The sequence below is a fragment of the Sinomonas terrae genome, assembly GCF_022539255.1.
GTDB classification, from domain to species: Bacteria; Actinomycetota; Actinomycetes; order Actinomycetales; family Micrococcaceae; genus Sinomonas; species Sinomonas terrae.
On record NZ_JAKZBV010000001.1, the window covers coordinates 917,601 to 941,724 of the forward strand.

At 67.8% G+C, this 24,124-nt stretch carries 25 protein-coding genes, 1 tRNA gene and 1 pseudogene; 18 read left to right on the top strand and 9 right to left on the bottom strand.

All coding sequences use genetic code 11. The features are described from left to right. The first annotated feature begins 37 nt into the window (after nucleotides 1–37). From L0M17_RS04230 to L0M17_RS04240, 3 genes are all read left to right on the top strand, one after another. Nucleotides 38–1,783: a sigma-70 family RNA polymerase sigma factor gene (locus L0M17_RS04230; RefSeq protein ID WP_241051534.1), complete on the top strand. Its 1,746-nt coding sequence runs from the start codon at nucleotides 38–40 to the stop codon at nucleotides 1,781–1,783. Between the two features lie 167 nt (nucleotides 1,784–1,950). After that, complete coding sequence (locus L0M17_RS04235) at nucleotides 1,951–3,483, top strand: APC family permease (protein WP_241051536.1); 1,533 nt, start codon at nucleotides 1,951–1,953, stop codon at nucleotides 3,481–3,483. Between the two features lie 84 nt (nucleotides 3,484–3,567). After that, nucleotides 3,568–4,170: a TetR/AcrR family transcriptional regulator gene (locus L0M17_RS04240; protein WP_241051538.1), complete on the top strand. Its 603-nt coding sequence runs from the start codon at nucleotides 3,568–3,570 to the stop codon at nucleotides 4,168–4,170. A 156-nt stretch (nucleotides 4,171–4,326) separates the two neighbouring features. Here the strand turns inward: L0M17_RS04240 and L0M17_RS04245 are convergent, their stop codons facing one another. Together L0M17_RS04245 and L0M17_RS04250 are read right to left on the bottom strand one after the other, a co-directional pair. After that, nucleotides 4,327–5,772 carry a catalase gene (locus tag L0M17_RS04245; protein WP_241051540.1) on the bottom strand — a complete coding sequence of 482 codons (1,446 nt, stop codon included), beginning with the start codon at nucleotides 5,770–5,772 and terminating at the stop codon, nucleotides 4,327–4,329. Nucleotides 5,773–5,813: 41 nt separating this feature from the next. Continuing rightward, nucleotides 5,814–6,305: a Fur family transcriptional regulator gene (locus tag L0M17_RS04250; RefSeq protein WP_290427276.1), complete on the bottom strand. Its 492-nt coding sequence runs from the start codon at nucleotides 6,303–6,305 to the stop codon at nucleotides 5,814–5,816. Nucleotides 6,306–6,459: 154 nt separating this feature from the next. On the opposite strand from L0M17_RS04250, the gene L0M17_RS04255 reads away from it, so the two are divergent. The 3 genes from L0M17_RS04255 (at nucleotide 6,460) to L0M17_RS04265 (ending at nucleotide 9,569) form a co-directional block, all read left to right on the top strand. Further along, nucleotides 6,460–7,242, top strand: coding sequence for an esterase/lipase family protein (locus L0M17_RS04255; RefSeq protein ID WP_241051542.1), 783 nt, complete (start codon nucleotides 6,460–6,462; stop codon nucleotides 7,240–7,242). A gap of 29 nt (nucleotides 7,243–7,271) precedes the next feature. Next, on the top strand, nucleotides 7,272–8,150 hold the full coding sequence (gene htpX, locus L0M17_RS04260; protein WP_241051544.1) for a zinc metalloprotease HtpX: 879 nt from the start codon (nucleotides 7,272–7,274) through the stop codon (nucleotides 8,148–8,150). A 147-nt stretch (nucleotides 8,151–8,297) separates the two neighbouring features. Beyond that, nucleotides 8,298–9,569, top strand: coding sequence for an MFS transporter (locus L0M17_RS04265; RefSeq protein WP_241051552.1), 1,272 nt, complete (start codon nucleotides 8,298–8,300; stop codon nucleotides 9,567–9,569). Here L0M17_RS04265 and L0M17_RS04270 read toward each other — a convergent pair whose 3' ends face one another. Both L0M17_RS04270 and L0M17_RS04275 read right to left on the bottom strand, forming a co-directional pair. Then, entirely contained in the window at nucleotides 9,570–10,352 is a 783-nt protein-coding gene (locus L0M17_RS04270) for an alpha/beta fold hydrolase (protein WP_241051554.1), read from the bottom strand. A gap of 5 nt (nucleotides 10,353–10,357) precedes the next feature. Beyond that, on the bottom strand, nucleotides 10,358–10,672 hold the full coding sequence (locus tag L0M17_RS04275) for a hypothetical protein (protein WP_241051562.1): 315 nt from the start codon (nucleotides 10,670–10,672) through the stop codon (nucleotides 10,358–10,360). A gap of 61 nt (nucleotides 10,673–10,733) precedes the next feature. Between L0M17_RS04275 and L0M17_RS04280 the strand changes: the two genes are divergently transcribed. Next, the gene (locus L0M17_RS04280; RefSeq protein ID WP_241051563.1) at nucleotides 10,734–11,390 is read left to right on the top strand and encodes a DUF3761 domain-containing protein; all 657 of its coding nucleotides are present in this window, start codon (nucleotides 10,734–10,736) and stop codon (nucleotides 11,388–11,390) included. Nucleotides 11,391–11,536: 146 nt separating this feature from the next. On the opposite strand, the gene L0M17_RS04285 is transcribed toward L0M17_RS04280, so the two are convergent. Next, nucleotides 11,537–12,619, bottom strand: coding sequence for an IS110 family RNA-guided transposase (locus L0M17_RS04285; RefSeq protein ID WP_241050952.1), 1,083 nt, complete (start codon nucleotides 12,617–12,619; stop codon nucleotides 11,537–11,539). A gap of 173 nt (nucleotides 12,620–12,792) precedes the next feature. On the opposite strand from L0M17_RS04285, the pseudogene L0M17_RS04290 reads away from it, so the two are divergent. From L0M17_RS04290 to L0M17_RS22615, 4 genes and pseudogenes are all read left to right on the top strand, one after another. Continuing rightward, nucleotides 12,793–13,311 (top strand): annotated as a pseudogene (locus L0M17_RS04290) (IS110 family transposase); the annotation flags it as partial. A gap of 313 nt (nucleotides 13,312–13,624) precedes the next feature. After that, nucleotides 13,625–14,014 (top strand): transposase, encoded by a 390-nt coding sequence (locus L0M17_RS23080; protein WP_504970740.1) that lies wholly within the window; start codon nucleotides 13,625–13,627, stop codon nucleotides 14,012–14,014. A 334-nt stretch (nucleotides 14,015–14,348) separates the two neighbouring features. Continuing rightward, entirely contained in the window at nucleotides 14,349–14,582 is a 234-nt protein-coding gene (locus L0M17_RS04305; RefSeq protein WP_241051565.1) for a hypothetical protein, read from the top strand. A gap of 286 nt (nucleotides 14,583–14,868) precedes the next feature. Continuing rightward, entirely contained in the window at nucleotides 14,869–15,042 is a 174-nt protein-coding gene (locus tag L0M17_RS22615) for a DUF4236 domain-containing protein (protein WP_241051567.1), read from the top strand. 42 nt (nucleotides 15,043–15,084) lie between these two features. Here L0M17_RS22615 and L0M17_RS04315 read toward each other — a convergent pair whose 3' ends face one another. Next, entirely contained in the window at nucleotides 15,085–15,672 is a 588-nt protein-coding gene (locus tag L0M17_RS04315; protein WP_241051574.1) for a potassium channel family protein, read from the bottom strand. A gap of 217 nt (nucleotides 15,673–15,889) precedes the next feature. Here L0M17_RS04315 and L0M17_RS04320 point away from each other — a divergent pair, with 217 nt between their 5' ends. Further along, nucleotides 15,890–16,150, top strand: a complete 261-nt coding sequence (locus L0M17_RS04320) for a hypothetical protein (RefSeq protein ID WP_241051576.1) — start codon at nucleotides 15,890–15,892, stop codon at nucleotides 16,148–16,150. A 226-nt stretch (nucleotides 16,151–16,376) separates the two neighbouring features. On the opposite strand, the gene L0M17_RS04325 is transcribed toward L0M17_RS04320, so the two are convergent. Continuing rightward, the gene (locus tag L0M17_RS04325; protein ID WP_241051578.1) at nucleotides 16,377–16,862 is read right to left on the bottom strand and encodes a YajQ family cyclic di-GMP-binding protein; all 486 of its coding nucleotides are present in this window, start codon (nucleotides 16,860–16,862) and stop codon (nucleotides 16,377–16,379) included. A gap of 182 nt (nucleotides 16,863–17,044) precedes the next feature. Here L0M17_RS04325 and L0M17_RS04330 point away from each other — a divergent pair, with 182 nt between their 5' ends. From L0M17_RS04330 to L0M17_RS04355, 6 genes are all read left to right on the top strand, one after another. Beyond that, entirely contained in the window at nucleotides 17,045–17,329 is a 285-nt protein-coding gene (locus L0M17_RS04330; protein WP_241051587.1) for a hypothetical protein, read from the top strand. 103 nt (nucleotides 17,330–17,432) lie between these two features. After that, nucleotides 17,433–17,514 (top strand) — tRNA-Tyr (locus L0M17_RS04335). A 308-nt stretch (nucleotides 17,515–17,822) separates the two neighbouring features. Next, a complete protein-coding gene (locus L0M17_RS04340; protein WP_241051594.1) occupies nucleotides 17,823–18,284 on the top strand; it encodes a MarR family winged helix-turn-helix transcriptional regulator in 462 nt (153 codons plus the stop codon). Further along, nucleotides 18,281–19,522, top strand: a complete 1,242-nt coding sequence (locus L0M17_RS04345; protein ID WP_241051596.1) for an MFS transporter — start codon at nucleotides 18,281–18,283, stop codon at nucleotides 19,520–19,522. Before L0M17_RS04340 ends, L0M17_RS04345 begins: the two co-directional genes overlap by 4 nt. 77 nt (nucleotides 19,523–19,599) lie before the next feature. Then, nucleotides 19,600–19,977 (top strand): thioredoxin, encoded by a 378-nt coding sequence (trxA, locus tag L0M17_RS04350; RefSeq protein WP_241051608.1) that lies wholly within the window; start codon nucleotides 19,600–19,602, stop codon nucleotides 19,975–19,977. A gap of 148 nt (nucleotides 19,978–20,125) precedes the next feature. Continuing rightward, the gene (locus L0M17_RS04355; RefSeq protein ID WP_241051611.1) at nucleotides 20,126–21,814 is read left to right on the top strand and encodes an AMP-binding protein; all 1,689 of its coding nucleotides are present in this window, start codon (nucleotides 20,126–20,128) and stop codon (nucleotides 21,812–21,814) included. 130 nt (nucleotides 21,815–21,944) lie between these two features. Here L0M17_RS04355 and L0M17_RS04360 read toward each other — a convergent pair whose 3' ends face one another. Both L0M17_RS04360 and L0M17_RS04365 read right to left on the bottom strand, forming a co-directional pair. Then, nucleotides 21,945–23,147, bottom strand: a complete 1,203-nt coding sequence (locus tag L0M17_RS04360; protein WP_241051624.1) for an SLC13 family permease — start codon at nucleotides 23,145–23,147, stop codon at nucleotides 21,945–21,947. Further along, nucleotides 23,147–24,112 carry a DNA-3-methyladenine glycosylase family protein gene (locus L0M17_RS04365; protein WP_241051626.1) on the bottom strand — a complete coding sequence of 322 codons (966 nt, stop codon included), beginning with the start codon at nucleotides 24,110–24,112 and terminating at the stop codon, nucleotides 23,147–23,149. The genes L0M17_RS04360 and L0M17_RS04365 overlap by 1 nt, the downstream gene beginning before the upstream one ends. Nucleotides 24,113–24,124 lie beyond the last annotated feature (12 nt).

The window sequence follows — 24,124 nt, forward strand, 5'->3', positions numbered from 1 at the left end:
TCACGTCATTGCGACCGTCGAGCCGGAAGGACGTTCCATGACCGCGAGTGCTGACGCCGAGGGCACAGTTGCCCCCAGCGACGCACAGCTCATCGCCGAAGTCCGCGCAGGCGCGACGGAGGCGTACGCCCGCCTTTTCGAGCGGCACCACAGTGCCGCCGTCGGACTCGCGCGCCGTTACGCCCGCAACGCGAGCGACGCCGAAGACCTCGCCGCTGAGGGCTTCGCCAACGTGCTGACGGCACTTCAGGGCGGCTCGGGCCCGGATTCGTTCTTCCGCGCCTACCTCTTCACCTCGATTGCTCGGCTGGCCGCCCGGGGAAACGTCAAGGCTGCCCGGCAGACGCTGAGCGAGGACATGGAGCGCTACGAGGGTGAGCAGCCGTACGACGATCCGGTGCTTGTGGGTTTCGAGTCGGATGCCGTTTCCGTGGCGTTCCGCACGCTCCCCGAGCGGTGGCAGGCCGTCCTCTGGTACACCGAGGTCGACGGCATGCCGCCCGCCGCCGTCGCGCCCCTCCTCGGGCTCTCGCCGAACGCGGTCTCGGCCCTCGCGCTACGCGCCCGGGAGGGCCTCCGCCAGGCTTATCTGCAGGCGCATATCGCGCCTGAGACGGTCGACGACGCGTGCGCACCGTTCGCGGACAAGCTCGGCGCCTACGCCCGGAACGGCCTGAGCCCGCGCAAGGAAAGGAAGGTCCGAGAGCACGTCGAGGCCTGCCCGAGTTGTTCAGCCGCCCTGCTCGAAATCCAAGATGTCGGCGCCGGAATGCGGGCGGTCATCTTCCCGCTCGTGACCGCGCTGCCGTTCGTGGCTCCGGCCGCTGGGAAGATCGTCGGGGGAGGCCTCGCCCTCGGAGGCCTCGAGTGGCTTCGACGCGGAGCCGGCAAGGTCGGGGCGGCGAATCTGGTTCTCGTCGGAATCGCCCTCGCCATGGTGATCGCGGGCGGCTTCGCCGTCGTTTCCCTTGGGTGGGTGCCCCGGGAGCCACCTGCCCAGGCTGCGGCCCCCACACCATCCGCGGGGTCCCCGGCAACCGGGGCGACGACGGCACCCGGGGCCTCGGCGCCGTCGTCGGCTTCTTCACCGAGCGCCCCTGAATCCGGCGCTGTGCCGGTTCAAGGGCCGGCGCCAGTTCAAGAGCCTGCGCCAGTCCAAGAGCCAGAGCCGGTTCAAGAGTCCGCGCCGGTTCAAGGACTAGGGCCAGTTCAAGGACCAGCGCCAGTTCAACAGCCCGCGTACCCGTTCCCCGCCGTTGTTGCGACGGCGCTCCCGGCACCTGCTCCCGTGCCTGTGCCGGTCCCCTCGCCGACCCGGGCGGCCCCGAAACTCTCGCCGAGTGCGACGGCGAGCCCGACCTTGAGTGCCACGGCTACTCCGACGCCAAGCCCCAGCCCGAGCTCAACAGTCTTCCCCTACACGCTGACCGGGGCAGTGACCCGGGCTTCGGGGACTTCGGCTCCGGGGACCTCGAGCACGGACACCATCCAGCTCAAGGCGAACCCAGCGCGGAAGCCTTCCGAGCCGACGGAGGCGGTCGTGACGGTCCGCTACGGCTCCCTCGTCCAGCCGGCCTGGTCGACGCCGTGGTCCTGCTCGCTATTCGTCGACGCGGCCGCTGCTTCGACGACGCTCACCTGCTCGACCCCGTTCGACGGCGGGCCCCAGATTCCCGCTTTGACCCTCGACTGGGGAACCGCCACACCGCCGAGGATCGGCGGCGACGCAGTTCTCACGTCTGTACTCACCGGAACGTCTGTCTCCAACCGTCTAGTGTTCTAGAGCACACTTTTCGAGGGAAAGCAAGAGGCGGGATTCCGCATACTGAGACGATTTGATCGTCCCATGGAGTGGACTCCTAAGGTTAACAGGTTGTTCTGGCCTCCCCGGACTTTTGCCTCCGTGCTATTTGCCTCCGTGGCTGCCATCGCCCGAGCCTCAGGAAGACGATGCAGATCCTCCGCACCAAGCCCATCGAGCAGACGCTCGCCGACTCCGACGAGCCCGGCAGGAGACTCAAACGGTCCCTGAGCACGTGGGACCTCATGATCATGGGTATCGCGGTAGCGGTCGGCGCCGGTATCTTCTCGGTCGGCGCGAAGGCCGCGGCGAGCTTCGCCGGTCCGGCGGTGACGGTCTCCTTCGCGATCGCGGCCGTCGCGTGCGCTCTGGCGATCATGTGCTACGCCGAGTTCGCGACGGCGATCCCGGTCGCCGGGTCCGCGTACGTCTTCACGTACGCGACGATGGGGGAGCTCCTGGCCTGGATCATCGGCTGGAACCTCATCCTCGAGCTCTTCACGGCCGGCGCCGTCGTTGCCAAGTACTGGGGCCTCTACCTGAGCAAGGTCTTCGCCCTCGCGGGGCTCAACGTTCCGGCGAGTGTCCACCTCGGCCCGGTCGAGCTCGTGTGGGGGCCGTTCCTCATCGTCGCGATCTTCACGGCCCTGCTCGTGCTCGGCACGAAGCTGTCCGCGCGGGTGGCGAACTTCTTCACGATCGTCAAGATCGCCGTCGTCCTCTTCGTCATTGTCGTCGGATTCATGTACGTCAAGGCGCAGAACTACAGCCCGTTCGTCCCCGCCGCAGTTCCCTCGCACGCCTCGGGCAGCACCGCCGTCCTCCAGCAGTCCCTCTTCTCGTTCGCGACCGGCTCTGCCCCGGCCCAGTACGGACTCTTCGGCGTGTTCGCGGGTGCGGCCCTCGTGTTCTTCGCGTTCATCGGCTTCGATGTCGTGGCGACGAGCGCGGAGGAGGTCAAGAACCCCCAGAAGACCCTCCCGCGCGGCATCTTCGCCGGCCTCGGTGCCGTGACGCTCCTGTACATCCTCGTTTCGCTCGCGCTCACCGGCATGGTTCCCTACACGACGCTCGCCGCCGCCGACCAGCCCACCCTCACCACGGCTTTCGAAGCCGTCGGCAACACGGGCGCCGCCAAGGTCATCGCGTTCGGTTCGCTCGTCGGCCTCACCACGGTCATCATGGTGCTGCTCATGGGCTTCGCCCGCGTGGTCCTCGCCATGAGCCGCGACGGCCTCCTGCCCCGCGCGCTCTCGGTCACCTCCGAGAAGCGGTCGACGCCGGCGCGCCTCCAGATCCTGTGTGGCGCCCTGGTCGCCCTCGTTGCAGGCCTCACGCAGGTCGATGTGCTCGAAGAGATGATCAACATCGGCACCCTCTCGGCGTTCGTCGTCGTGAGCCTCGGGATCATCGTCCTGCGCCGGCGCCGCCCCGACCTCAAGCCCTCGTTCCGGGTTCCGTTCGGCAAGGTCATCCCGATCGTGTCGGCCGTGCTCTGCCTCTACCTCATGACGAACCTCGCAGTCGAGACCTGGATCTACTGGGCAGGCTGGCTCGTGATCGGGCTCGTCATCTACTTCTCGTACGGCCAGCGCCACTCGCGGCTCAACGAACGGTTCGCGCAGGCGCGGCAGGCGGTAGCCCCTGAGGCCCGCGAACGTGTCCCGAGCCCGGAATCCTGAGAAGCCCGCTGTAGGATCACAAAGAAGGGGACACACACTCGGCAGATCCGATCGCACCTTTGTGATCGGTAGCAAGGAATGGTTATGGCAAGACCGCCGCGTCCAGAGCGGAAAACGGAGCTACTCGAGCAGATTCTCGAGTTCCTGCTGGACAAGACGCTTGCCGACCTCACCTTCCGGAGCCTTGCCGACGGGCTCGGCATCAGCAGCTACGTCCTCGTCTACCACTTCGGCAATCGCGAGCAGCTCGTCGCTGAGATCATCCGCGGCATCGAGTCTCGCTTCGAACGGCACCGTCCGGGGGCGGAGCGGCTGAGCCTCGACGAGCTCGTGCTCTGGGCGCGGACGGTTTTCGCCCAGTCGCTCGAACACCGCGGGCGGCAGCTGCAGCGGCTCGAGTTCGAGGCCGCCGTCCAGGACGCCGTCGCCGAGCGCGCTCGCGGCAACTCCGTTTCCGGCTACCTCAGCTGGTGCGGATTCCTCACGTCCTGGCTCGAGGGGGAGGGCTTTCCCGATGACGACGCCGCTGTCTGGGGCCGCACGTTCGTCGCCTCCGTGATGGGCATCCTCTACGACTACGTCATCTGTGGAGACCGCGAGGCTGTCACCGCATCGTTCGAGATGCTCATCGATACGTTCGTCCGCCAGCTGGAGGCCATGCGCCCGTGCCTCGGACGCCGCGCCTGAGCAGGGCTTAAACCCGTTGCGCCGTCACCTCCGCAGGGTTTAAACCCGTTGCGCCGTCACGTCCGCAGGGTCAGACCCTGCGGACGTGACGGCGCAATCAGGGGCGGGCCGCCAGCTGTTGCCCAGCGGCCACTGCCAAGGGGCTAACGGGAGCCGCTACTTGCCGAGCTCCGCCCGGAGCTTCGCGCCGAGCTCTGCGTCCACGTTGGTCCAGTACTGGATCGCGCGCTCCTTGATGTCGGCGCGCTTCACGCCGCCGATCGCCCCAGCGATGGTGTCGAGGAAGCGGGCGCGGGCAGCGTCGTCGAACACCTCACGGTAGAGGATGCCCGGCTGCACGAAGTCGCCGTCCTCGGCGTGGAGGGAGTGCGCGGCGAGAGTAAGCTCGCCGTCGTTCTCCCAGCCGCCGCCCGGGTTGGTGGGCTCGACGGCGGTGGGGCCACCGAGCGAGTTGGGCGCGTAGACCGGGGTCTCGGGCGAGTTGAAGTAGAAGCGAGCCGAGCCGTCCTGGCTGTAGTTGCGCACCTCATTCTTCGGTGCGTTGACCGGGAGCTGGGCATGGTTGGTGCCCACGCGGTAGCGGTGCGCGTCCGCGTAGGAGAAGATGCGGGCCTGCAGCATCTTGTCCGGCGAGGCAGCGATGCCGGGAACGAAGTTCGACGGCGCGAACGCCGCCTGCTCGATCTGCGCGAAGTAGTTCTCCGGGTTCCGGTTCAGGGTCATCGTGCCGACCTTGATGAGCGGGTAGTCCTTCTTGGACCACGTCTTCGTGAGGTCGAACGGGTTGTACCGGTAGGTCTTGGCCTCTTCGTACGGCATGACCTGGACGAAGAGGTCCCAGCTCGGGAAGTTGCCCTCTTCGATGTTCTCGTAGAGGTCCTGGATGTAGTAGTCGGCGTTCTCGCCGGCGATCCGCTGGGCCTCCTCGTTCGTGAGGTTCTCGACGCCCTGCTTCGTGTGGAAGTGGTACTTGACCCAGAAACGCTCGCCCTCGGCGTTGATCCACTGGTACGTGTGCGAGCCGTAGCCCTGCATGTTGCGCCACGTCTTCGGCAGGCCGCGGTCGCCCATCAGCCACGTGACCTGGTGGGCGGACTCGGGGGAGAGCGTCCAGAAGTCCCACACCATGTCTGCATCGTGCAGGTGGCTGCCCGGAAGGCGCTTCTGCGAGTGGATGAAGTCGGGGAACTTGATGCCGTCGCGGATGAAGAACACCGGGGTGTTGTTGCCGACGAGGTCGTAGTTGCCCTCGGTCGTGTAGAACTTCACGGCGAAGCCGCGGGGGTCGCGCCATGTGTCGGGGGAGCCGTTCTCGCCGGCGACTGAGGAGAAGCGGATGAGCATCTCCGTCTCGACGTCCGGCTGGAAGAGCGCGGCCTTCGTGTACTGGGAGACGTCCTCGGTGGTCTTGAACACACCGAACGCGCCGCCGCCCTTGGCGTGCACCACGCGCTCCGGCACGCGCTCCCGGTTGAACTGGGCGAGCTTCTCGACCAGGTAATGGTCCGTCAGGATGATCGCGCCGTCCGGGCCCAGCGACTGTGCATGGGCGTCCGAGGTGACAGGGGCGCCGGACTGGGTCGTCGAGTAGTTGACCGTCATGACTCTCCTTCTTTTTTTCCGCACTGGTGCGCGGTGTGGGTTTAGGTGGAGGGGAGGGATTGTGGGGAACCGGACGGCGCGTGCTGCTTCGCAGCGCAGTCCGAGCAGATGCCGACGTACGTGACGTCGGCGATCATGATCGTCATTCCGTGGGTCTCGCTCGGAGTGAGGCACGGCGCGTGGCCGACGGCGCACTCGACGTCCTCCACGCGGCCGCACACAGAGCAGATCGCGTGGTGGTGGTTGTCGCCGACGCGCGTCTCGTAGAGGGCGGGGGAGTGCGGGGGTTCGAAGCGGCGCAGCATTCCGAGGTCCGTCAGATCGCCGAGGACGACGTAGACGGACTGCGGGGTGAGTTCGGGGAGGTCTTCGCGCGCCAACGCGAGGATTGCGTCGGCCGAGGAGTGCGGATGGCGGTCGACGGCGTCGAGCACCGCAAGGCGCTGGCGCGTGACGCGCCTGCCGTGCTCGCGGAGTGCCGCAGACCAAGCTGGCACAGAGGGCTGACGCCCATCGCCGTGCATGCGTTCCATGGACCCATTGAAGCATTTATTTTGAGATACTCACAATAAGGTGAGCCTCACCTGAGCTTGACAGGAGGCGGTCCGAGTGTGACAGCTTCTGCACAGGAGCCGTGGCTACGCTGGCGGCAAGGGGACCTCGCGTCCCGCCTTGGAAGGAGTATCCGTGGACACAGCGATGGGCACGACGACGGCGCCCCGCGAGGCGCTCGCCGTCGCCGGCGGCGTCGTGCTCGACTGGAGCTACGCGCTCTGGCGGCAGGTCGCCTCCGTCGCCCAAGGGCGTGTGACGACGACGACAGTCCACCCTCCCCAGGGCGTGCCCGGCGGGGCGTCGGTCACCGGATCATCGTCGCTCACGGCGAGGGACGACGTCGTCCTCATCCCAGGAATCTACGAGCCTGCCGGCTTCATGGACCCCCTCCGCCGGAGGCTTCAGGAGTGGGGACACCGCGTCGTCGTGCTCCCGGAGCTGGGGTACAACCGACGGTCGATCCCTGAAACTGCGGACGTTGCCGCCGCCCGGCTCCGCGAGCTCGGGGTGAAGGACGCCGTCGTCATCGCCCACAGCAAGGGTGGCCTCGTGGGGAAGCTCCTCATGACGGCCTACACCCAGGACGCTCTCGTGGCCCGGATGCTCGCCATCGGCACACCGTTCGAAGGGGCCCGGTATTCGCGGTACGCGCCGACCCGGCCCCTGCGCTCGTTCTATCCCGGCCATCCAGTGCTCGGCTCGCTCGCGAAGAACCTCAAGGTGAACGCGAACATCGTCTCGGTCGGCGCGCGGGTCGACCCGCTTGTCGGGCGCTCGACGCAGCTCGAAGGCGGTCGCAATATCGTGCTTCCGGTGACCGGCCACTTCCGGATCCTCGCCAGTCCGGAGCTCATGACTGTGGTCGACGACTTCCTCCACGACGAAGTTGGCGGTTCCGGGGAGCAAGCAGGCTGAGTCGTTCGTTGAAGGTGCAGGAGGTTACTGTGCACAACCATCACAACGGGCTCAAGACCGCCGTCCTGTTCGGCGTCCTGTGGGCCGTGCTCCTCGGCATCGGGGGGCTTATCGGCGCGGGCACCCGCAGCGCCGCGCCGATCTGGCTGTTCGCGGCGATCGGCGTCGCGACGACCGCATACAGCTACTGGAACAGCGACAAGATCGCGCTCCGCTCCATGCAGGCCTACCCGGTCAGCGAAGCGGAGGCTCCGGGGCTCTATCAGATTGTCCGCGAGCTCTCGCAGCGGGCCAATCAGCCCATGCCGCGGATCTACATCTCGCCCACTCAGGCGCCCAATGCGTTCGCGACTGGACGCAACCCCCGGAACGCCGCCGTCTGCTGCACTGAGGGGATCCTCCAGATGCTCGACGCGCGCGAGCTCCGCGGGGTGCTCGGCCACGAGCTCATGCACGTCTACAACCGGGACATCCTCACGGCATCGATCGCTGCCGCGGTGGCCGGGGTGATCACGTCGGTCGCGCAGTTCGCGATGTTCTTCGGCGGCGGGGACAGCCGCAACCGGAACGCGAACCCGATCGCCCTCCTTGCGCTGGCCCTGCTCGCCCCGTTCGCAGCGAGCATGATCCAGCTGGCGATCTCGCGCACCCGCGAGTACGACGCCGACGAGGACGGCTCGCGCCTCACCGGCGACCCGCTCGGCCTCGCGTCCGCGCTCAGCAAGATCGAGGGCGGCGTGCGGCAGTACCCCTTGGCGAAGGACCAGTCGCTTGTCAACACCTCGCATCTCATGATCGCGAACCCGTTCAAGCGGGGCAGCGGCGTGGCCAACATGTTCTCGACCCACCCGCCGATGAAGGACCGCATCAACCGCCTCGAGAGCATGGCGGGGCGCTTGGAGCGCTGATCCACGCTTGCGCCGTCACCTCTGCAGGGTGCACACCCTGCAGAGGTGACGGCGCATCCTTTTGGGGGCGCGGAACTCTTGGGCGCGGAACTGTTGGGACCGGAACTCTTGGGCGCGCGAACTCTTTCGGGAGGCTAAGCTTTTTCGGTGCAAAGCCTGCTCGCCGATGTGACGCCCCTCAGGGAGAGCCTCGACTTCCGGCGCATCTGGACTGGGCAGCTCCTGAGCATCCTCGGAAGCCAGCTGACCCTCACCGCGGTGAGCCTTCAGGTCTACGACCTCACGCGCTCGAGCTTCGACGTCGGCGTGCTCGGTCTCGTCGCGCTCGTCCCGCTCATCGCCGCGGGCCTGTACGGCGGCGCGATCGTGGACGCCCACGATCGGCGCACCGTAGCGATCGCCTCGTCCGCGCTCCTGTGGGGCACGAGCGGGCTCATCGCGCTTCAGGCGTGGCTACACGTGGGGAGCGTCGCGCTCATCTACGTGCTCGTCGCGCTCCAGGCCCTCGGCTCCGGCATCAACATGCCCGCGAGGAGCAGCATCATCGCGCGGCTCATCCGGCCCGAGCTCCTCGTTGCGGCCAACTCCCTCAACATGATCACGTTCGGTCTCGGCGGGGCGATCGGGCCGCTCCTGGCGGGCGCGCTCGTGGCGAGCGTCGGGTACGGCTGGACCTACACGCTCGACGTGATGAGCTTCACCGTGGCCATGTGGGCGCTGTTCCGCCTGCCGTCGCTGCCGCCCGAGGGCGAGGTCCGGCGCGCAGGGCTGCGTTCTGTCGCGGAGGGCTTCAAATTCCTCGGCACGCGCCCGAACATCCGCATGACCTTCCTGGTTGACCTCTGCGCGATGGTCTTTGCGATGCCCCGCTCGCTCCTGCCGGCCGTCGCGGCAGTCTCGATCGGCGGAGGCGCCGCGACTGCCGGAGCCCTGCTCGGTGCCATCGCGGCCGGGACCTTCCTCGGCGGGCTCTTCTCCGGGCCCGTGGGGCGGCTGCGCAGACAGGGGCGGGGCGTGCTCCTCGCGGTTGCCGGATGGGGTGCGAGCATCCTTGCGTTCGGCCTCGTGGTCTTGGGTGCGGGCCGGAGCTCTCCGGGGGCAGTCACATGGTGGCTCGTGCCAGCGCTCCTGTGCATGGTGGCCGCGGGCGCGGCAGACTCGGTCAGCTCCTCGCTGCGGTCCACGATCCTCTTGGCGGCCACGCCCGACTCGATGCGGGGAAGGCTCCAAGGCGTGTTCACGGTCGTCGTCGCAGGCGGCCCACGGCTCGGCGATGTGTTCGCCGGCGGCATGGGGAGCTGGCTCGGGGAGGGACTCGCCGTCGTCGTCGGCGCGCTCGTGTGCATCGCGTTCGTCGGCGCGCTCCGCCTCGCCCAGCCGCGGTTCGCGGAGTACGACGCGCTGAACCCCACGCCGTAGCTAGCTCGCCGGGAGCTGCGCCGTGAAGTCGACGACGGCGGCCGCGAGCACGTCCGCCGCGGCGTCGTGAGTCTGGCCTTCAAGGGTGTCGAAGACCGATCCCGGAATCGCCTCGGCTGCCGCCCGCGCGCCGTCCTGCAGCATCTTCGGGCTGGCGCCGCCGGCCAGGACGAGCGCCGGGACGCTGATGGCGCCGAAGACGTCGGTGGGGATGGGACCGCCGAGGGCCGCGTCGTCGTGGGCGAGGGTTGGGGCGAGGCGCACGCCTTGGGGCCAGTACGGCGACTGGCGCATGCCCGCGATCGCCTCCGGTGGCAGGCCGACCCGTCCGAGGAAGAGGGCGAAGGCGCCGTCCTGGTCGTCGGCGTCGAGGCGGTCCCTGAGCGCGGCAGTGTAGGCATTGGCTGCTGCGAGGCCCTGCTCGTCCGTCGGATAGGGAGGCTCCCACATGACGAGCGCGCGGACGGGCAGCTTTGCGGCGGCCCGCGCAGCGAGCGCGGCGCCCGACGAGAGGCCGACCAGGATCGGGGCGGCCCCGACGAAGTCGAGCAGTGCGGCGATGTCCTCGATCTCGCGGTCGACGGCGAACGGCAGCGTGTCGGTGCTCTCGCCACGGCCGCGTCGATCGTAGTTGACGACGTCGAAGCGCTCGCCGAGCGCGTCGGCGAGGGCGGCGTCGGCTTGGCGGTCGCACGAGGCGCCCGCGACGAGAATGAGCGGTTCGCCCGCGCCGAGCCTGTCGAAGGCGATGACGGTTCCATCCTGCGAGGTCACGGTTTCCATGGGGATCACCGTAGGACGCGCAGGGCGATGAGGAAATGCTTGCGCGCGGCGACTCTGGGTGAAAAGCTGCATCCGGCATCTTGATTTATTGCCTTTGGCAACGGGCGTTTGGGGGAAATGGTGCGGATCAGGGCGGCTTCGTACTTGCGGGGCTTCGCAGCGACTGCGCTCGCGGTCGCCTTGGCCGGGTGCGGCGGGACGCCGGCTTCGACGGTCGGGGGCGGAGTGTCGTCGTTCGCGTCCTCGTCGGGTCCGGCCTCGATCGCCAGCTCGCCGAGCAGTTCTTCGTCCGCGAGCGTCACGCCGTCGGCCAGCGCCACGGCGACGCCGACGACGGCGGAGGCACCGTCGTCGTCCGCTCCGCCTTACGCTGGGGCGACCTTGGGCGGCACAGAGGCTGTGGCGAGCGGGGCGATCCTGCCGGACCACGCCGCCACCCCCGGCGCGACCAACCCCTCGGTGTCCCAGGGCGACATCGCGAGCACCATCTGCGTGTCGGGATGGACGACGACGGTCCGCCCGCCGTCGTCGTACACCTCGGAGCTCAAGCTCGAACAGCTGCGGGCCGGGTACGCGTACCAGGGAGACCTCAACCCGTCCGACTACGAGGAGGACCACCTCATCCCGCTCGAGCTGGGCGGCGCTCCCTCGGACGTGCACAACCTCTGGCCTGAGCCGTCGACGGCGGCGACTGGGGGATCGAAGGCCAAGGACGATCTCGAGAACAAGCTGCACGCGCTCGTCTGCTCGGGCGCGCTCGCGCTGGCGACCGCTCAGCAGGCCATCGCGTCGAACTGGTGGGACGCGTACGAGACGTATGTCGCGGCGGGGGCCGCTCCCGCACCGGCCCCGGTGGCACCTGCTCCTGCTTCGGTGGCACCTGCTCCAGCTCCGGTTGCTCCTGCTCCGGTTGCTCCTGCGCCGGCACCTGCTCCCGCAGGGGCGACGGCCGAGTGCAAGGACGGGAGCCTCTCCTACTCCGCGACGCACAGCGGGACGTGCTCACACCACGGCGGGGTGGCCGTCTGGTACAAGTAGGAGGGCCTTAGACGGTATGGAGTAACCGCCTTTCGTGGGTGGTTGCGGGCCGGGGCCTCGCTCACGCAGATTCGTGGGTTACCGAGCAGAGTCCCCTGCTCGGCCTATCCGACATGCGTGGGAGGTCCCGAATCTTCTATGTCGCGTCAAGCTGCTGCGAGTGCGTCGCGGTGGAGTGCGTTGAGGGTGCGGTAGAGGTGGCGGGCGAGGTATCTCTTGAGGCAGCGACGGATCTCGCGTGTGGTTCTGCCTTCGGCTGTGCGTCGTTCGGCGTAGGCACGGCTGTCGGGATCGTGGACCATTCGGGTGATGGTGGCCATGTGCAGGGCCCGGTTGAGGCGTCTGTCGCCTCCTCGGTTGAGCCGGTATCGGACGATGTTCCCGGAAGAAGCCGGGACGGGGCTGACCCCGGCAAGAGTGGCGAAAGCGGCCTCGGAGCGGACCCTCCCGAGGTGTGACCAGGCGGTGTAGACCACGGCGGCGGTGACCGGTCCTATGCCGGTCATCTCCAGCAGGGGCGCGGCGGGGCTAGCCTTGACGAGCTCGGATGTGCAGTGCTGGTTGTCCGCGAGCTCCTCGTCCAGAACGCGGATTCGTTTGGCAAGGCGGACCGCCTCCGTCCGGGCGGTGGCAGCCGCGACGCCCTCTTCCCGTGCCCGCCATCGCGCCATCTCCGTGACCTGGGTGGCTGAGAGGGGCCGGCGGGCGTCGATCCCGAGGTCGACGGTCCGGGCCAGGGCAGTGAGTGCGTTGACCTTGGCCGTGCGCTCGAGCGTCATCTGCTCCCTTGCCGCGATGAGCACTCGCAGGGCAGCGCGCACGCCCTCATCCTGGCGTGGGATACGCAGGCGGGTGCCCTCGAGCGGGAGGGCTGCGGCCGCGATCGCGGCCGCGTCCAGCGGATCGGATTTCCCTGTGGTGGTTCGTGAGCGAACGTAGCCCCTGGGGGCTTCCACAGCCTCGAAGCCGGCCTTCACGACTGCCGCTGCGAGCTGGGCTCCATAGCTGCCGATTCCCTCGATGACCCAGAGTGCGTCTGCGTCTCCTCCCGTGCGGCGGGCCGCCCAGTCGAGGGCCCTCCGCATGCCCGCCGCGGTGGCCGGGAATTGCTGGCAGCCGAGCTGTTCACCGGTCGCCGCGCGGACCATGGCAAGGGTGTGGGTGCGGGCGTGGGTGTCCACGCCGATGACGAACGGGCGCGTCTGTGCGACAGTAGTCTTCGCGGCCACGGGGTTCCTTCCTCGAGTAGGGGCAGATGCTTCTGGCCGCGGCGCGGCCGGCGTCGGCCCGGGTGAAGGTCACTCCGAGGCATTCCTGTGATGGGCCACGGCCCCGCAGGGGTCGGGCAGTCTTCTGATCAAGCCATCGGTGTGGGCCGGGCGGGCGCCGGGCACCAACCCCCATGGCTGGACAATTCGGGGCGAAGGCCTATGAAGGGGCCAGTGTTCATTCGAGTCACAGCCGAGGAGAAGGCGTCCAGCACCTACCCTGCCAGCCGGTCCCGGACCAGCCGCTCCAAGACTCACAGGTGTTCATTGAGCGTACGAGTGTTGGGCTGGATGTGCACGCCCGGTCGTTCGCGGCGGCAGCGATCGACGGCGACACAGGCGAGCTGGTCCAGGCCCGGCTTTCCCCGTCCTACGAGGCGGTGAAGTCATGGCTCGCCGGCCTGCCGGGCCCGATCGCCGTGGTCTACGAAGCCGGCCCGACGGGGTTCGGACTTGCGAGGGCCTTGACCTCACAGGGAGTCAGGTGCGTGGTCGCCGCACCGTCGAAGCTCCAGCGGCCATCGGGAGACCGTGTCAAGACCGACGCCAGAGACGCGGTGCACCTGGCCAGGCTGCTGCGCCTGGACGAGATCACTCCCGTGGCGGTCCCGACCATATCCCAGGAGTCCGCGCGTGATCTGGTGCGGGCCAGGGAGGACTGCCGTGGGGACCTGATGCGCGCTCGGCACCGGCTCTCGAAGCTGCTGCTGCGCCACGGGATCGTCTACGAGGGTGGGGACGCCTGGACCGGCGCCCACGATGCCTGGCTGCGGAAAGAGGCCGCTCTGCAGCTGGGGTCCACGGCTACCCGGACGGCCTTCGACTCCGGCTACGAGGCCGCCCTCGCCACGAAGTCCCGTCGTGGCCGGCTCGACTCCGCGATCGAAGAGCTGGCCGCCGAGAGCGAGTTCGCACCCGTCGTGCGCCGCCTGGGCTGCCTGCGCGGTGTGAGCACCCTGACCGGTTTTGCCCTCGCAGTGGAGATCGGGGACTGGCACCGGTTCACCGGGGGCTACGATCGGCTCCTTCGTCGGACTCACCCCGTCCGAGCACTCCTCGGGCTCCTCCCGCGCCCAAGGACCGATCGCCAAGACCGGCAACTCCCACGTCCGCCGGCTCCTGGTCGAAGCGGCTTGGCACCACAGGGCCCGCTACACCGTAGGGAAGACCATGCTCGACCGGTGGGATCTGGCCCCCGCCGCCGCGCGGGTCCGGGGCGATGAGGGCAACCGTCGCCTGCACGCCCGATGGGTGAAGTTCCTCGAGCGCCGCAAGCGCCCCACCGTCGCGAACGTCGCGATCGCTCGCGAGCTCGCCGGCTGGTGCTGGTCCCTGGCCGTCATGGACGACGACTGAGCCCCCGCTGACTGCTTCGCCCGGGGTTGGGTGTTGGCGGCAGCGCGTGGAGCCACCCGCGAGAGTTCTATGAGCAGGGCCGAAGGCCTCACGCTCGTTCTTAGACACGCGGACCGGCTCCAGCCGAACCACCGTCCTGCGGTAGCCAACCCGCGCATATCAGTGTGACCGCGCGTCGCCCAATGACACGCTCGACCAACACCCCCCGCTCGCGAAGCAGCGAGGCGCCGCCGGGAAACCTCCCGACGGCGCCTCACCATGCCCACTTGACAGCAGGCCACTCCATATCAGAACCTATGGACAGAACGTTCTGTCTACCTGTAGCGTCCAGACCATGGTTGAGGTGCTGTTAGCCGATGCCCTGCCCGAGCTGCCTCGCGAAGAGGCGGATAGGGAGACGCTGAGCGAGCAAGTGGTCGGGATCCTGCGAGAGGTGCTCGAAGGCCCAGCGCTCTGCGAAGCCGCGAAGGTCCGCCTCCGCCGCCTCCTCGTTACGCACCGTGGTCACCCCGAGAGGGCTCTCTTGGAGCACCTGCGCGAGATGGGCGTCGAACCGCCTGCGCCCTGACGCTGAACGGGGCGGTGCCCCGTACAACGCACCAGGCCCCGGACCAAAGTCCGGGGCCTCACCCATGCGAAGGGCACGTGGGCGATGCCCGGCACAGGGCCCCCGGTCCTGAGGCCCTCGCACCGTACCGGTGCATCGCTTGGAAAGAAGCTATCCAGCCCAGCTGTGCTACGGCTATGCCCTGGCAGTGAAGCTGCCCCAGAATGCAATCAGCCGCGAACTGCTAGCATCCGACTTAGGATTCCACAGCGCATTCAGGCAAAGCGCATTCAGGCAAGGGGGAGACGTGGGCCTCATCTACCGCAAGCGCTTCACGCTCGGCAAGAACACAAGCGTGAACGTCTCGAAGTCGGGCGTCTCGGTGAGCGAGCGCGTCGGTCCCGTGACGTTCAACAGTCGCCGGGGTGTGACGCTGAGACTTGCTCCAGGTCTCACATGGCGCATGGGCAAGCGACGCTAGCTGATACTGACGCTAGCTGATACTCAGGGACGCCGATCGGCGTCAAGATTCGCTTGGCCTGTAGGGTCGCCGGTTCCGGGACTCTAGGGCCGCAGTGAGTTTTTCGACCTGCTCGGTGAGCGTCCGGATCTGTTCCTCGAGCGGGTCGTCCATGGCTTCAACCGCTTCTTCGATCGCTTCCGCGGTCTTCGCTGCCGTCTCCTTCGATACGTTCTCGACAAGCCACGAGGCGATGGATGCGGTGACGACGCCGAGGACTGCAATTCCCGAGAGCATCAGGCCCGCGGCGGCGAAGCGCCCGACAATCGTCACCGGGTAGCGGTCGCCGTATCCGACAGTCGTTATCGTCGTCAGTGCCCACCAGAGCGCGTCGCCAAAGGATCGGATGTTGGCGCCGGGGTCATTCTGTTCGGCGTCGAGGCCCGCGAGTGCGCCGCAGTACACGAGGACGGCGGCCGAGCCCAGGACGAAGGTGAGCAGCCGTCCGCGCAACGCGGCCCCTGCACGGTTCTGGAAGACCCTTGAGCCGCGAAGGTCCGCGATCACCTGCACGGAGTAGGCGGCGAGAAACAGGAGGGCGGCGGCGATCATAGGCCATTCGGAGATCCGCTGCCATCGTTCAAGAGTCATGCGCAGACGGTAGCGCGCGGCTGGGCTCTGGGTAATGGAGCAGGCCTTTTCGCCTCGTCCCTCGATTTGAGTGTCGATCTCTCAATTAAGGGTTGGTCTTAGCCAAGCTGGGTAACCGGTACCCGAACGACGGGGAGATAGAGGGAGATGAGGCGCGAGGATGCCGGGGAAGACGGTGTGGGTGCGGAGGAAATGGAACGACCGACGGAGGAGCGAGGTGAGGCTCGCTGACCTCTCCGATGTCCATTGGTCGGGGGCTCCCGGTGGGCATCGCGCACGTGGGAACAGGCCTTACCTTCACGGCTACGTCGACTGCGACAGGATCATGGTCGGTGAGATCGGGCATTCGTGCGAGCCTGGTTCAGGGCCTCACCGAATTGAAGTCTGCATCGTCGGAAGGGACAACGACGCGACCACCATGACGGCGCTCAGGGCTCAGGCGAGCAGCCCCCAGCTCACTGATCTCGTCGTCTGGTAGAGCGGGGTCTGGCAGAGCGTAGAGCGGTCTGGCAGAGCGCGGACGTCCCCCGGCCATGCACTCAACCGAACTCCGGCCGGGGGGCACCACCCATGCTGCATGCGGCGCGACACCGTCAAGGCCCCAGCCCATGACAGCGGCATCTCCGCACGCTTCAGTCCCGATACCCGCACGGGGCGTCCGACAAAACAAAAACGATCCGACTGCTACCGTTTGCTCCGGCCTGTCAGCGGAAGTTGACGAACTGCAGGTCCGCTTCTTCGAAGCCCTTGAGAAGGGTGATCGTGGCCTGCAGGTCGTCGCGCGACTTCGACGAGACCCGCAGTTCGTCGCCCTGGATCTGGGCCTTGACGCTCTTCGGCGCCTCGTCGCGGATGAGCTTCGAGATCTTCTTCGCGTGCTCCTGCGAGATGCCCTCCTTGATGGACGCCTCGATGCGGTACTCCTTGCCCGAGGCGAACGGCTCGCCCGCGTCGAGGGACTTGAGGGAGATGCCGCGCTTGACGAGCTTCGACTGGAACACGTCGAGGACGGCCTTGACGCGCTCTTCCGAGTTGGCCTTCATGAGGATCTTCTCGCCGCTGTGGTCGATCTCCGCGCCGACCCCCTTGAAGTCGTAGCGCTGCGCGATCTCCTTCTGCGACTGGTTGAGCGCGTTGGCGACCTCCTGCTTGTCGACCTTGCTCACGACGTCGAATGTCGAATCAGCCATTGCTGCCTCCTGCACGTGGCGCGCCGCTTCGTGCGACGGGCGTGGGGTTGTCTGCGCCCCAGCCTAGTTGCTCCCTGTGGGCGGGCGCTCGCGGTCACAGTTCACTCTTAGCCGAAGTCCAGCGGGAGCGGATGTTGGCACGAGAACGTTGAGTGGACGGAAGACCCCGGAAGGGAGCAATCGTGGCACGAAAGTCCAACTCGGAATCCTCAGCGAAGCGTTCCGCAGTCCGCGTGGTCGTTGACGGTGTCGCGGCCGCTGCCGGCGGCGTCGTCGCTGCTACTGTCGCGGCCGGCATCGTCATGTCGCCCGCGCAGGCGCCCGAGGCGCGCCTCGGCGGCATCCACGAGGATCTCCAGCGGGCCGTTGCGCTCCACCAGATCACGGCTGAACAGGCAGCGCTCTTCGAGGTCAAGCTGCAGCGGGAGATCCTGAGCAGCACGTCCGACGACGGCTCCGTCGCCTGACGTTTGCGGCCGACGGCGCCGATTCGACTGGCGCCCCGATGTTCTGTAAGGTTGTCTTGCTCGCTCAGCGGAACCCGGCTTCGGCCAGTTCTGACGCGTGCTCGGCAGATTACCCGAGCGGCCAAAGGGGGCTGACTGTAAATCAGCTGGCATTGCCTACGGGGGTTCGAATCCCTCATCTGCCACCCACTGGAACCCCGGTCTACGGACCGGGGTTTCGTCGTATCTGAGGGTCTCTCCACAGGAGGGCGGCCGCCCCGCACAGGTGCCGGTTTCAAGCAGAGGCGCCGGTTTCGAGCAGAGGCGCCGGTTTCAACCCCCTGCTTTCCGGATAACCCCCTTCGCGATGGGATAACCCCCTTCCCGAAGGGATAACCCCCTTCCGAAAGGCCCTCCGCTGTGCGGTTCTTCCGCTGGCCCGAGCCGGCCCCGCCACCGTGAACTCCGTCTCACCCCTTGAATTTAGGCTTCCTAACATTTAGGCTACCTAAGTATGAAGGACAAGGAGCTTGCGGATCTCGCTGATCGCTTCCGCAAAATGCTGCGCCTCGCCGTCTTCGTCTCGCGCCGGCTCGACAGCGACCTCGAGCTCTCCACCACCCAAGTCAGCATCCTCACCATGTGTGGCGGGGAGGGGCTGCGGATGGGCGTCATCGCAGAAAACCTCGGCGTGAGGGTCCCTTCAGCCACCGAACAAGTCAGCCGTCTTGAACGGGCGGGCCTCCTCGAAAGGGGCACCGACCCCAAGGACGCGCGCGCCGTCGTCGTCCGTCGGACCGCAGCCGGCGACCAAGCCTCAGGCGAGGCCAACCGCCGCCGGACCGCCCGCATGGTCGATGTCCTCGAAACCCTCGAGCCCGCCGAGCTCGATGCCCTCCGCACGGCCCTGCCCGTCATGGACAAGATCAACGAGCGGCTTCACACCATCTCGAACCCCAAGGAGCACATCGCATGACTGCCGAGTCAGCAGTCCACAGTTCCCACGAGCCATCGGGCACGGAAAAGACCCTGGAGGCCGAAAAGGCCTCGTTCTTCCGGCAGCCCAAGGCGGTCTGGGCGACGGCCATCGCCGCCGTCTTCGCGTTCATGGGCATCGGGCTCGTGGACCCGATCCTCCCGTCCATCGCGGTCAACCTCAAGGCGACCCCGAGCGAGGTATCGCTCCTCTTTACGAGCTACTTCCTCGTCACGGCGGTGGCGATGCTGGTCACAGGCTTCGTCTCCTCGCGGATCGGCGGCAAGAAGACGCTCCTCATCGGCCTGGCCCTCATCGTCGTCTTCGCCTCGCTCTCCGGCACGAGCGGTTCGGTGTGGCAGCTCGTCGGCTTCCGGGCTGGCTGGGGCCTGGGCAATGCCCTGTTCGTCGCGACCGCGCTCGCGGTGATCGTCGGCGTCGCGACCGGCGGGACGTCGACCGCGATCATCCTCTACGAGGCCGCCCTCGGTCTCGGCATCTCGCTCGGCCCGCTCGCTGGGGCCCTGCTCGGCGGCTGGAAGTGGCGCGCCCCGTTCTTCGGGACCGCGACGCTCATGGCGATCGCCTTCATCGCCCTCGTCGTCATGCTCCCCAAGACTCCCGCCCCAGCCAAGAAGACGCGGCTCAGCGCGCCGATCCGGGCCCTCGCCCATGCAGGCCTGCGGACGACGGCGGGCAGCGCCTTCTTCTACAACTTCGGCTTCTTCACGGTGCTCGCCTTCGTCCCGTTCATCCTCGGCATGAGCGCGTACGGGATCGGCGCGGTGTTCTTCGGCTGGGGAGTTGCCCTGGCCCTGTGCTCGGTGTTCGTCGCACCCCAGCTCCAGACCCGCTTCGGGGACGTCAAGGTCCTCACGGGGACCCTCGCGTGCCTTGCCCTCGACCTCGCGGGTATCGGCCTCTCCGCTGCCGTCCACTCCGTGCCCGCCATCGTGGTCCTCGTGATCGTCGCCGGCGCCCTGCTCGGGGTCAACAACACCGTCTACACCGAACTGGCCATGGGCGTCTCCGATTCGCCCCGCCCAGTCGCGAGCGCCGGCTACAACTTCGTCCGCTGGATGGGCGGCGCGCTCGCGCCGTATGTCGCGACCAAGCTCGGCGAAACCTTCGGCGCGCCGATCCCGTTCTTCGTCGCCGCCGTCGCCCTCGTGATTGCCATCGGAATCGCGCTCGCGGGGCGCGCCTACCTCTCGGAGCACGAGCCGGCGGCCGTTTGACGCGTGGGCTTGGGGGAATGTTCCTCCGGAATAGGTCGTTGATTCCTTAGACGACCGCAATCGTGAGGAGAGCGTCAATGGCCACCAAGAACATCACAGGCGAAGACTTCGCCGACACCATCGAGAAGAACGACATTGTGCTCGTGGACTTCTGGGCCTCGTGGTGCGGGCCCTGCCGCCAGTTCGCTCCGACGTACGAGGCGGCGTCCGAGAAGCATGAGGACGTCGTGTTCGCCAAGGTCGACACCGAGGCCGAACAGGTCCTCGCGGCCCAGGCCAACATCACGTCGATCCCGACGCTTATGGCCTTCCGCGAGAAGGTCCTCGTATTCTCGCAGCCCGGCGCTCTTCCGCCCGAGGCGCTCGAGCAGGTCATCACTGCGGTCAAGGGCCTCGACATGGAGGACGTCCACCGCAAGGTTGCCGAGGCTCAGGCATCCCGAGGCGAGAACTAGCCGCACCCGACGCCACGGCGCCGTTCCCTTTCAGGGGGCGGCGCCGTCGTCGTTCTCGGGCGGCCATTCCCGCGCAGGCGTCAGCTTGTTAGCCTGCTGCCAGCCGCAGCTGGCGGTGCCCGCGCGATCGAGGAGGATCAGGAAAGCCATGCTGTCGTCTACCGCCGGAGAGACCGATGTGCCCCTGCTCGAGGAGACCATAGGGGAGAATTTCGCCAGGATCGTCGAGGGGTTCGGGGACCGGGAGGCGCTCGTCGAGGCCGCGGTCGACGGCGACCCTGGCGCCGCCCGCCGCTGGACCTTCCGAGAGCTCGACGGCGACATTGACCGTGTGGCGCGTGGCCTCCTCGCCGCCGGGGTGGCGGCGGGCGACCGGATCGGGATCTGGAGCCCGAACTGCGCCGAATGGACGATCCTCCAGTACGCGACGGCCAAGATCGGCGCGATCCTGGTCAACGTCAATCCCGCGTACCGGGCCCACGAACTTGTCTTCGTCGTGAAGCAGAACGGCATGCGGATGCTCGTGGTTGCGCCGTCCGACCGTTCGAGCGACTACGTCGCGCTGGCGCGCGAAGCGCTGGCCCAGTGCCCGGAGCTGCGCGAGCTCGTGTTCCTCCCGGCGCCGACGAGTGCGGGAGGCGCGGGGTTCGCCGCGGGCACGCCGGAGTCAGGCGACGAGACCACGTGGGACGCGCTTGCGGCCCGAGCCGAGGAGGTCCCCGCCTCCATCGAGGAGCGGGCAGCGACCCTCAGCCCGGATGATCCCATCAACATCCAGTACACGTCCGGCACCACGGGGTTCCCGAAGGGTGCGACCCTCACGCACCGGAACATCCTCAACAACGGCTTCTCGATCGGCGAACTGCTCGGGTACACGGAGGAGGACAGGATCGTCATCCCGGTGCCCTTCTACCACTGCTTCGGCATGGTCATCGGAAACCTCAACGCGTTCTCGCACGGCTGTGCCACGATCCTGCCGGGACGGGGCTTCAACCCCGCCGCCAGCCTCAGGGCAGTGCAGGAATTCGGCGGGACCTCGCTCTACGGCGTGCCGACGATGTTCATCGCCGAACTCGCGTTGCCCGACTTCGACTCATATCGCCTGGACACCCTCCGGACGGGCGTGATGGCCGGTTCCACCTGCCCGATTGAAGTGATGAAGCGCGTCATCTCTGACATGCACATGGAGGACGTGGCCATTTGCTACGGCATGACCGAAACGTCGCCAGTCTCCACCATGACTCGGCTCGGAGATTCGATTGCCCACCGAACCGAGACGGTCGGGCGCACGATGCCGCATCTCGAGAGCAAGATCGTCGATCCAGGCGGCGACGTCGTGGAGCGGGGGGAGATCGGGGAGCTTTGCACCCGGGGCTATGCCGTGATGGCGGGATATTGGGACCAACCGGACAAGACGGCGGAGGCAATCGACGCCGACGGCTGGATGCACACGGGGGACCTCGCGCGCATGGACGAGGACGGGTACATCGTGATCGAGGGCCGCATCAAGGACCTCGTGATCCGTGGCGGCGAGAACATCTACCCCCGCGAGATCGAGGAATTCCTCTACGAGCACCCCAGCATCCAGGACGTCCAGGTGATCGGGGTCCCGGACGAGAAGTACGGCGAGGAGCTCATGGCCTGCATCATCTTGAAGCCCGGCGCCGAACCACTCGCCGTCGAGGACCTCGCTGAATTCTGCCGAGGGCGCCTCGCGCACTACAAGATCCCCAGATACGTCGACCTCCGCTCGAGCTTCCCCATGACCGTCTCTGGGAAGGTGCGGAAGGTCGAGATGCGCGAGGAGGCCATTGTGCGGCTCGGGCTCGAGGGCTGACGGCCTGCGCGCAGAGATGTTCCCCGCTCCTGCCCGTTTCTGAGTGGCCCCTTCGGCGCGTCTCTCACGCCACGCCGTGTTTTGAGTGATTTGCGGAGGTCACCTGGGCCGGAAGGAGCCGCGCAGCGTACTAGAGCGAGGCGAGCAGCGCTGCAGGCACGATCATGAGGGGCACGAGCACGGTGCCCGCGGCCGCGTAGCCCCACCACGAGATCCTGACGCCGAGCCGCCGCAGCTGCTCGTGCCAGATGAGCGTCGCGAGCGAGGCCCAAGGGGTGATGAGGGGCCCCGCGTTGACGCCCACGAGCAAGGCTGCAAGCCGGGCAGGGGCACCCGCAGCCTGCTCGAGCGCGAGATAGGCGGGCAGATTGTTGACGACGTTGGCCACGGCCGCACCTGCTGCAGAAACCCTGACGAGGTCGAAGGGGCCACTTCCCGTACCCAACAGGCTGCCCGCGAGTTCCTTCGCACCCGCGTGCTGGAGCGCTTCCATCACCACGAAGAGGCCTGCCGCGAACAGGATGAGCTGCCATGGGACCAGTCTCCACCGGAGCGCAGTCCGCCGACGAGCACCGAACGCCGCAACGAGCACGGCGGCTGCCGCACTCGCGGGAATCCACACCGAGATCCCGGAGACGAGCGCGGGCAGAAGTGCAGCGAGCACCGCAGCGCCAATCCACAGCAGGACGGGGTCGGTCGTGGGCGGGTCGGTCGTGGGAGGGTCGGTTGCCGTCGGGGCGGTGTCAGCGCTGACCAGAATCGCCTGCTTCAGCTCGTAGCGCCCCAGCAAGTCCTTGCCGAAGAGGACGACGACGGCCGCGAGCGGCACGAGTGCGCACCACAGCGCTGGCAGTGCCATGCGTGCCGCGAAGGCTGCGGGCGAAACATCGCCGAACGTGTGCAGAGCCAGCAGGTTCGTCAGGTTGGAGACGGGCAGGAGCAGCGAGCCGGTGTTCGCGAGCCACACGGTTGTGAGGGCGAACGGGAGGGGCGGGAGGCCGCAGCGGCGCGCGAGAACCACGACGATCGGGGTGAGCAGGACGGCGGTCGTGTCGAGCGAGAGGAAGATGGTCGCGGCGAGTGAGAGGCAGGCGACGAGGATCCACAGCAGGAACGTGCGGCCGCGGCCCCAGCGCCGGAAGTGCCCGGCGATCCATTCGAAGAGCCCGGAGGCGTTGAGCAGTTCGGTGACGATTGTGATGGCCACGACGAACGCGAGGATCGGTACGACCCGGTCGGCCAGTGCGCCGAGCGCCGGCCAGGGCAGTATCCCAGTAGCCACCGCGATTGCGCCGAGAACGAGCAGGGCTGCTCCCGTGATGGCCAGTGGCATCAGTGCGTCCTGTGGTCCTGGATAGTCAGCTTCGGCCCGAAACGCGGGGCGCGCACGCCGGAGAGGAGGAGCAGCCGCACGACGCGCTGCCGCTGGCCGCGCCAAGGCTCGAGGAGACGGAGCATCCCGGCATCGTCGGTACGCTGGCCCGTCAGAGCGTGGCCGACGAACTTGGCGAGGTGGAAGTCGCCCACCGAGACGGAGTCCGGGTCGGCATGCGTCCGCTGCGTGACCTCGGCGGCCGTCCAGATCCCGATGCCCGGGATCGACTGCAGGGCGGCCGCCGCCTCGGCGGCTGGCCTTGCCGCGAGACGCTCGAGGCCCGACGCCGAGCGCAACGCGCGCATGACCGTTGCCGAGCGCTGGGGGCCGACTCCGGCGCGATGCCATTCCCACGACGGCACACGGAGCCACTCGGCCGCAGTCGGAGCGAGGAGGAGGCCCGGGGGCGCAACCCGGCCAGCACCGGGAGCGGGCGAACCGAACCGGCGTAGGAGATAGCGGTACGCGCGCCGGGCCTCGAGCGTCGTGACCTTCTGCTCGAGGATCGTCGGCACGAGGGCATCAACCACCCGCCCGGTCGCCGGGAGCCGCAACCCTGGATTCCGCCGTCGTGACTCTCGCACGAGGGGCGGCAGCGACGCGTGGAAGGCTTCGTCGTCGAACGCTTCCCAGGTATCCGTGAGCCCCAGAAGCGCTGGGACGGAGGCGACGGCCGCCGACGCCCCCTCGCCCCAGGCCCGCGCGCGCACCCGACCCGGCACCTGGGTGAGAAGGACGGACGCCGGGCCGTGCGGCGTGCGGAAGGCGGTCCAGAGCCCGTCTGGATTGACCGCGAAGGTCGGGTCGCCGTCCCCGCGCTGTAGGGGGAAGCATGTCGTGGCGAGCGAATAGCACTCGGGCGCCTCCCACTCGTCCCCTGCGTCGGCGGAACCGATCCGGGGGAGTGGGGCTGCGAGTGTCACCGGAGCATCATG

Coding starts and splice junctions, on each gene's coding strand:
- L0M17_RS04230 (WP_241051534.1), top strand. CDS start 38: ATGACCGCGAGTGCTGACGCCGAGGGCACAGTTGCCCCCAGCGACGCA.
- L0M17_RS04235 (WP_241051536.1), top strand. CDS start 1,951: ATGCAGATCCTCCGCACCAAGCCCATCGAGCAGACGCTCGCCGACTCC.
- L0M17_RS04240 (WP_241051538.1), top strand. CDS start 3,568: ATGGCAAGACCGCCGCGTCCAGAGCGGAAAACGGAGCTACTCGAGCAG.
- L0M17_RS04245 (WP_241051540.1), bottom strand. CDS start 5,772: ATGACGGTCAACTACTCGACGACCCAGTCCGGCGCCCCTGTCACCTCG.
- L0M17_RS04250 (WP_290427276.1), bottom strand. CDS start 6,305: ATGGAACGCATGCACGGCGATGGGCGTCAGCCCTCTGTGCCAGCTTGG.
- L0M17_RS04270 (WP_241051554.1), bottom strand. CDS start 10,352: ATGGAAACCGTGACCTCGCAGGATGGAACCGTCATCGCCTTCGACAGG.
- L0M17_RS04305 (WP_241051565.1), top strand. CDS start 14,349: ATGGTTGAGGTGCTGTTAGCCGATGCCCTGCCCGAGCTGCCTCGCGAA.
- L0M17_RS04315 (WP_241051574.1), bottom strand. CDS start 15,672: ATGACTCTTGAACGATGGCAGCGGATCTCCGAATGGCCTATGATCGCC.
- L0M17_RS04325 (WP_241051578.1), bottom strand. CDS start 16,862: ATGGCTGATTCGACATTCGACGTCGTGAGCAAGGTCGACAAGCAGGAG.
- L0M17_RS04340 (WP_241051594.1), top strand. CDS start 17,823: ATGAAGGACAAGGAGCTTGCGGATCTCGCTGATCGCTTCCGCAAAATG.
- L0M17_RS04345 (WP_241051596.1), top strand. CDS start 18,281: ATGACTGCCGAGTCAGCAGTCCACAGTTCCCACGAGCCATCGGGCACG.
- trxA (WP_241051608.1), top strand. CDS start 19,600: ATGGCCACCAAGAACATCACAGGCGAAGACTTCGCCGACACCATCGAG.
- L0M17_RS04355 (WP_241051611.1), top strand. CDS start 20,126: ATGCTGTCGTCTACCGCCGGAGAGACCGATGTGCCCCTGCTCGAGGAG.
- L0M17_RS04360 (WP_241051624.1), bottom strand. CDS start 23,147: ATGCCACTGGCCATCACGGGAGCAGCCCTGCTCGTTCTCGGCGCAATC.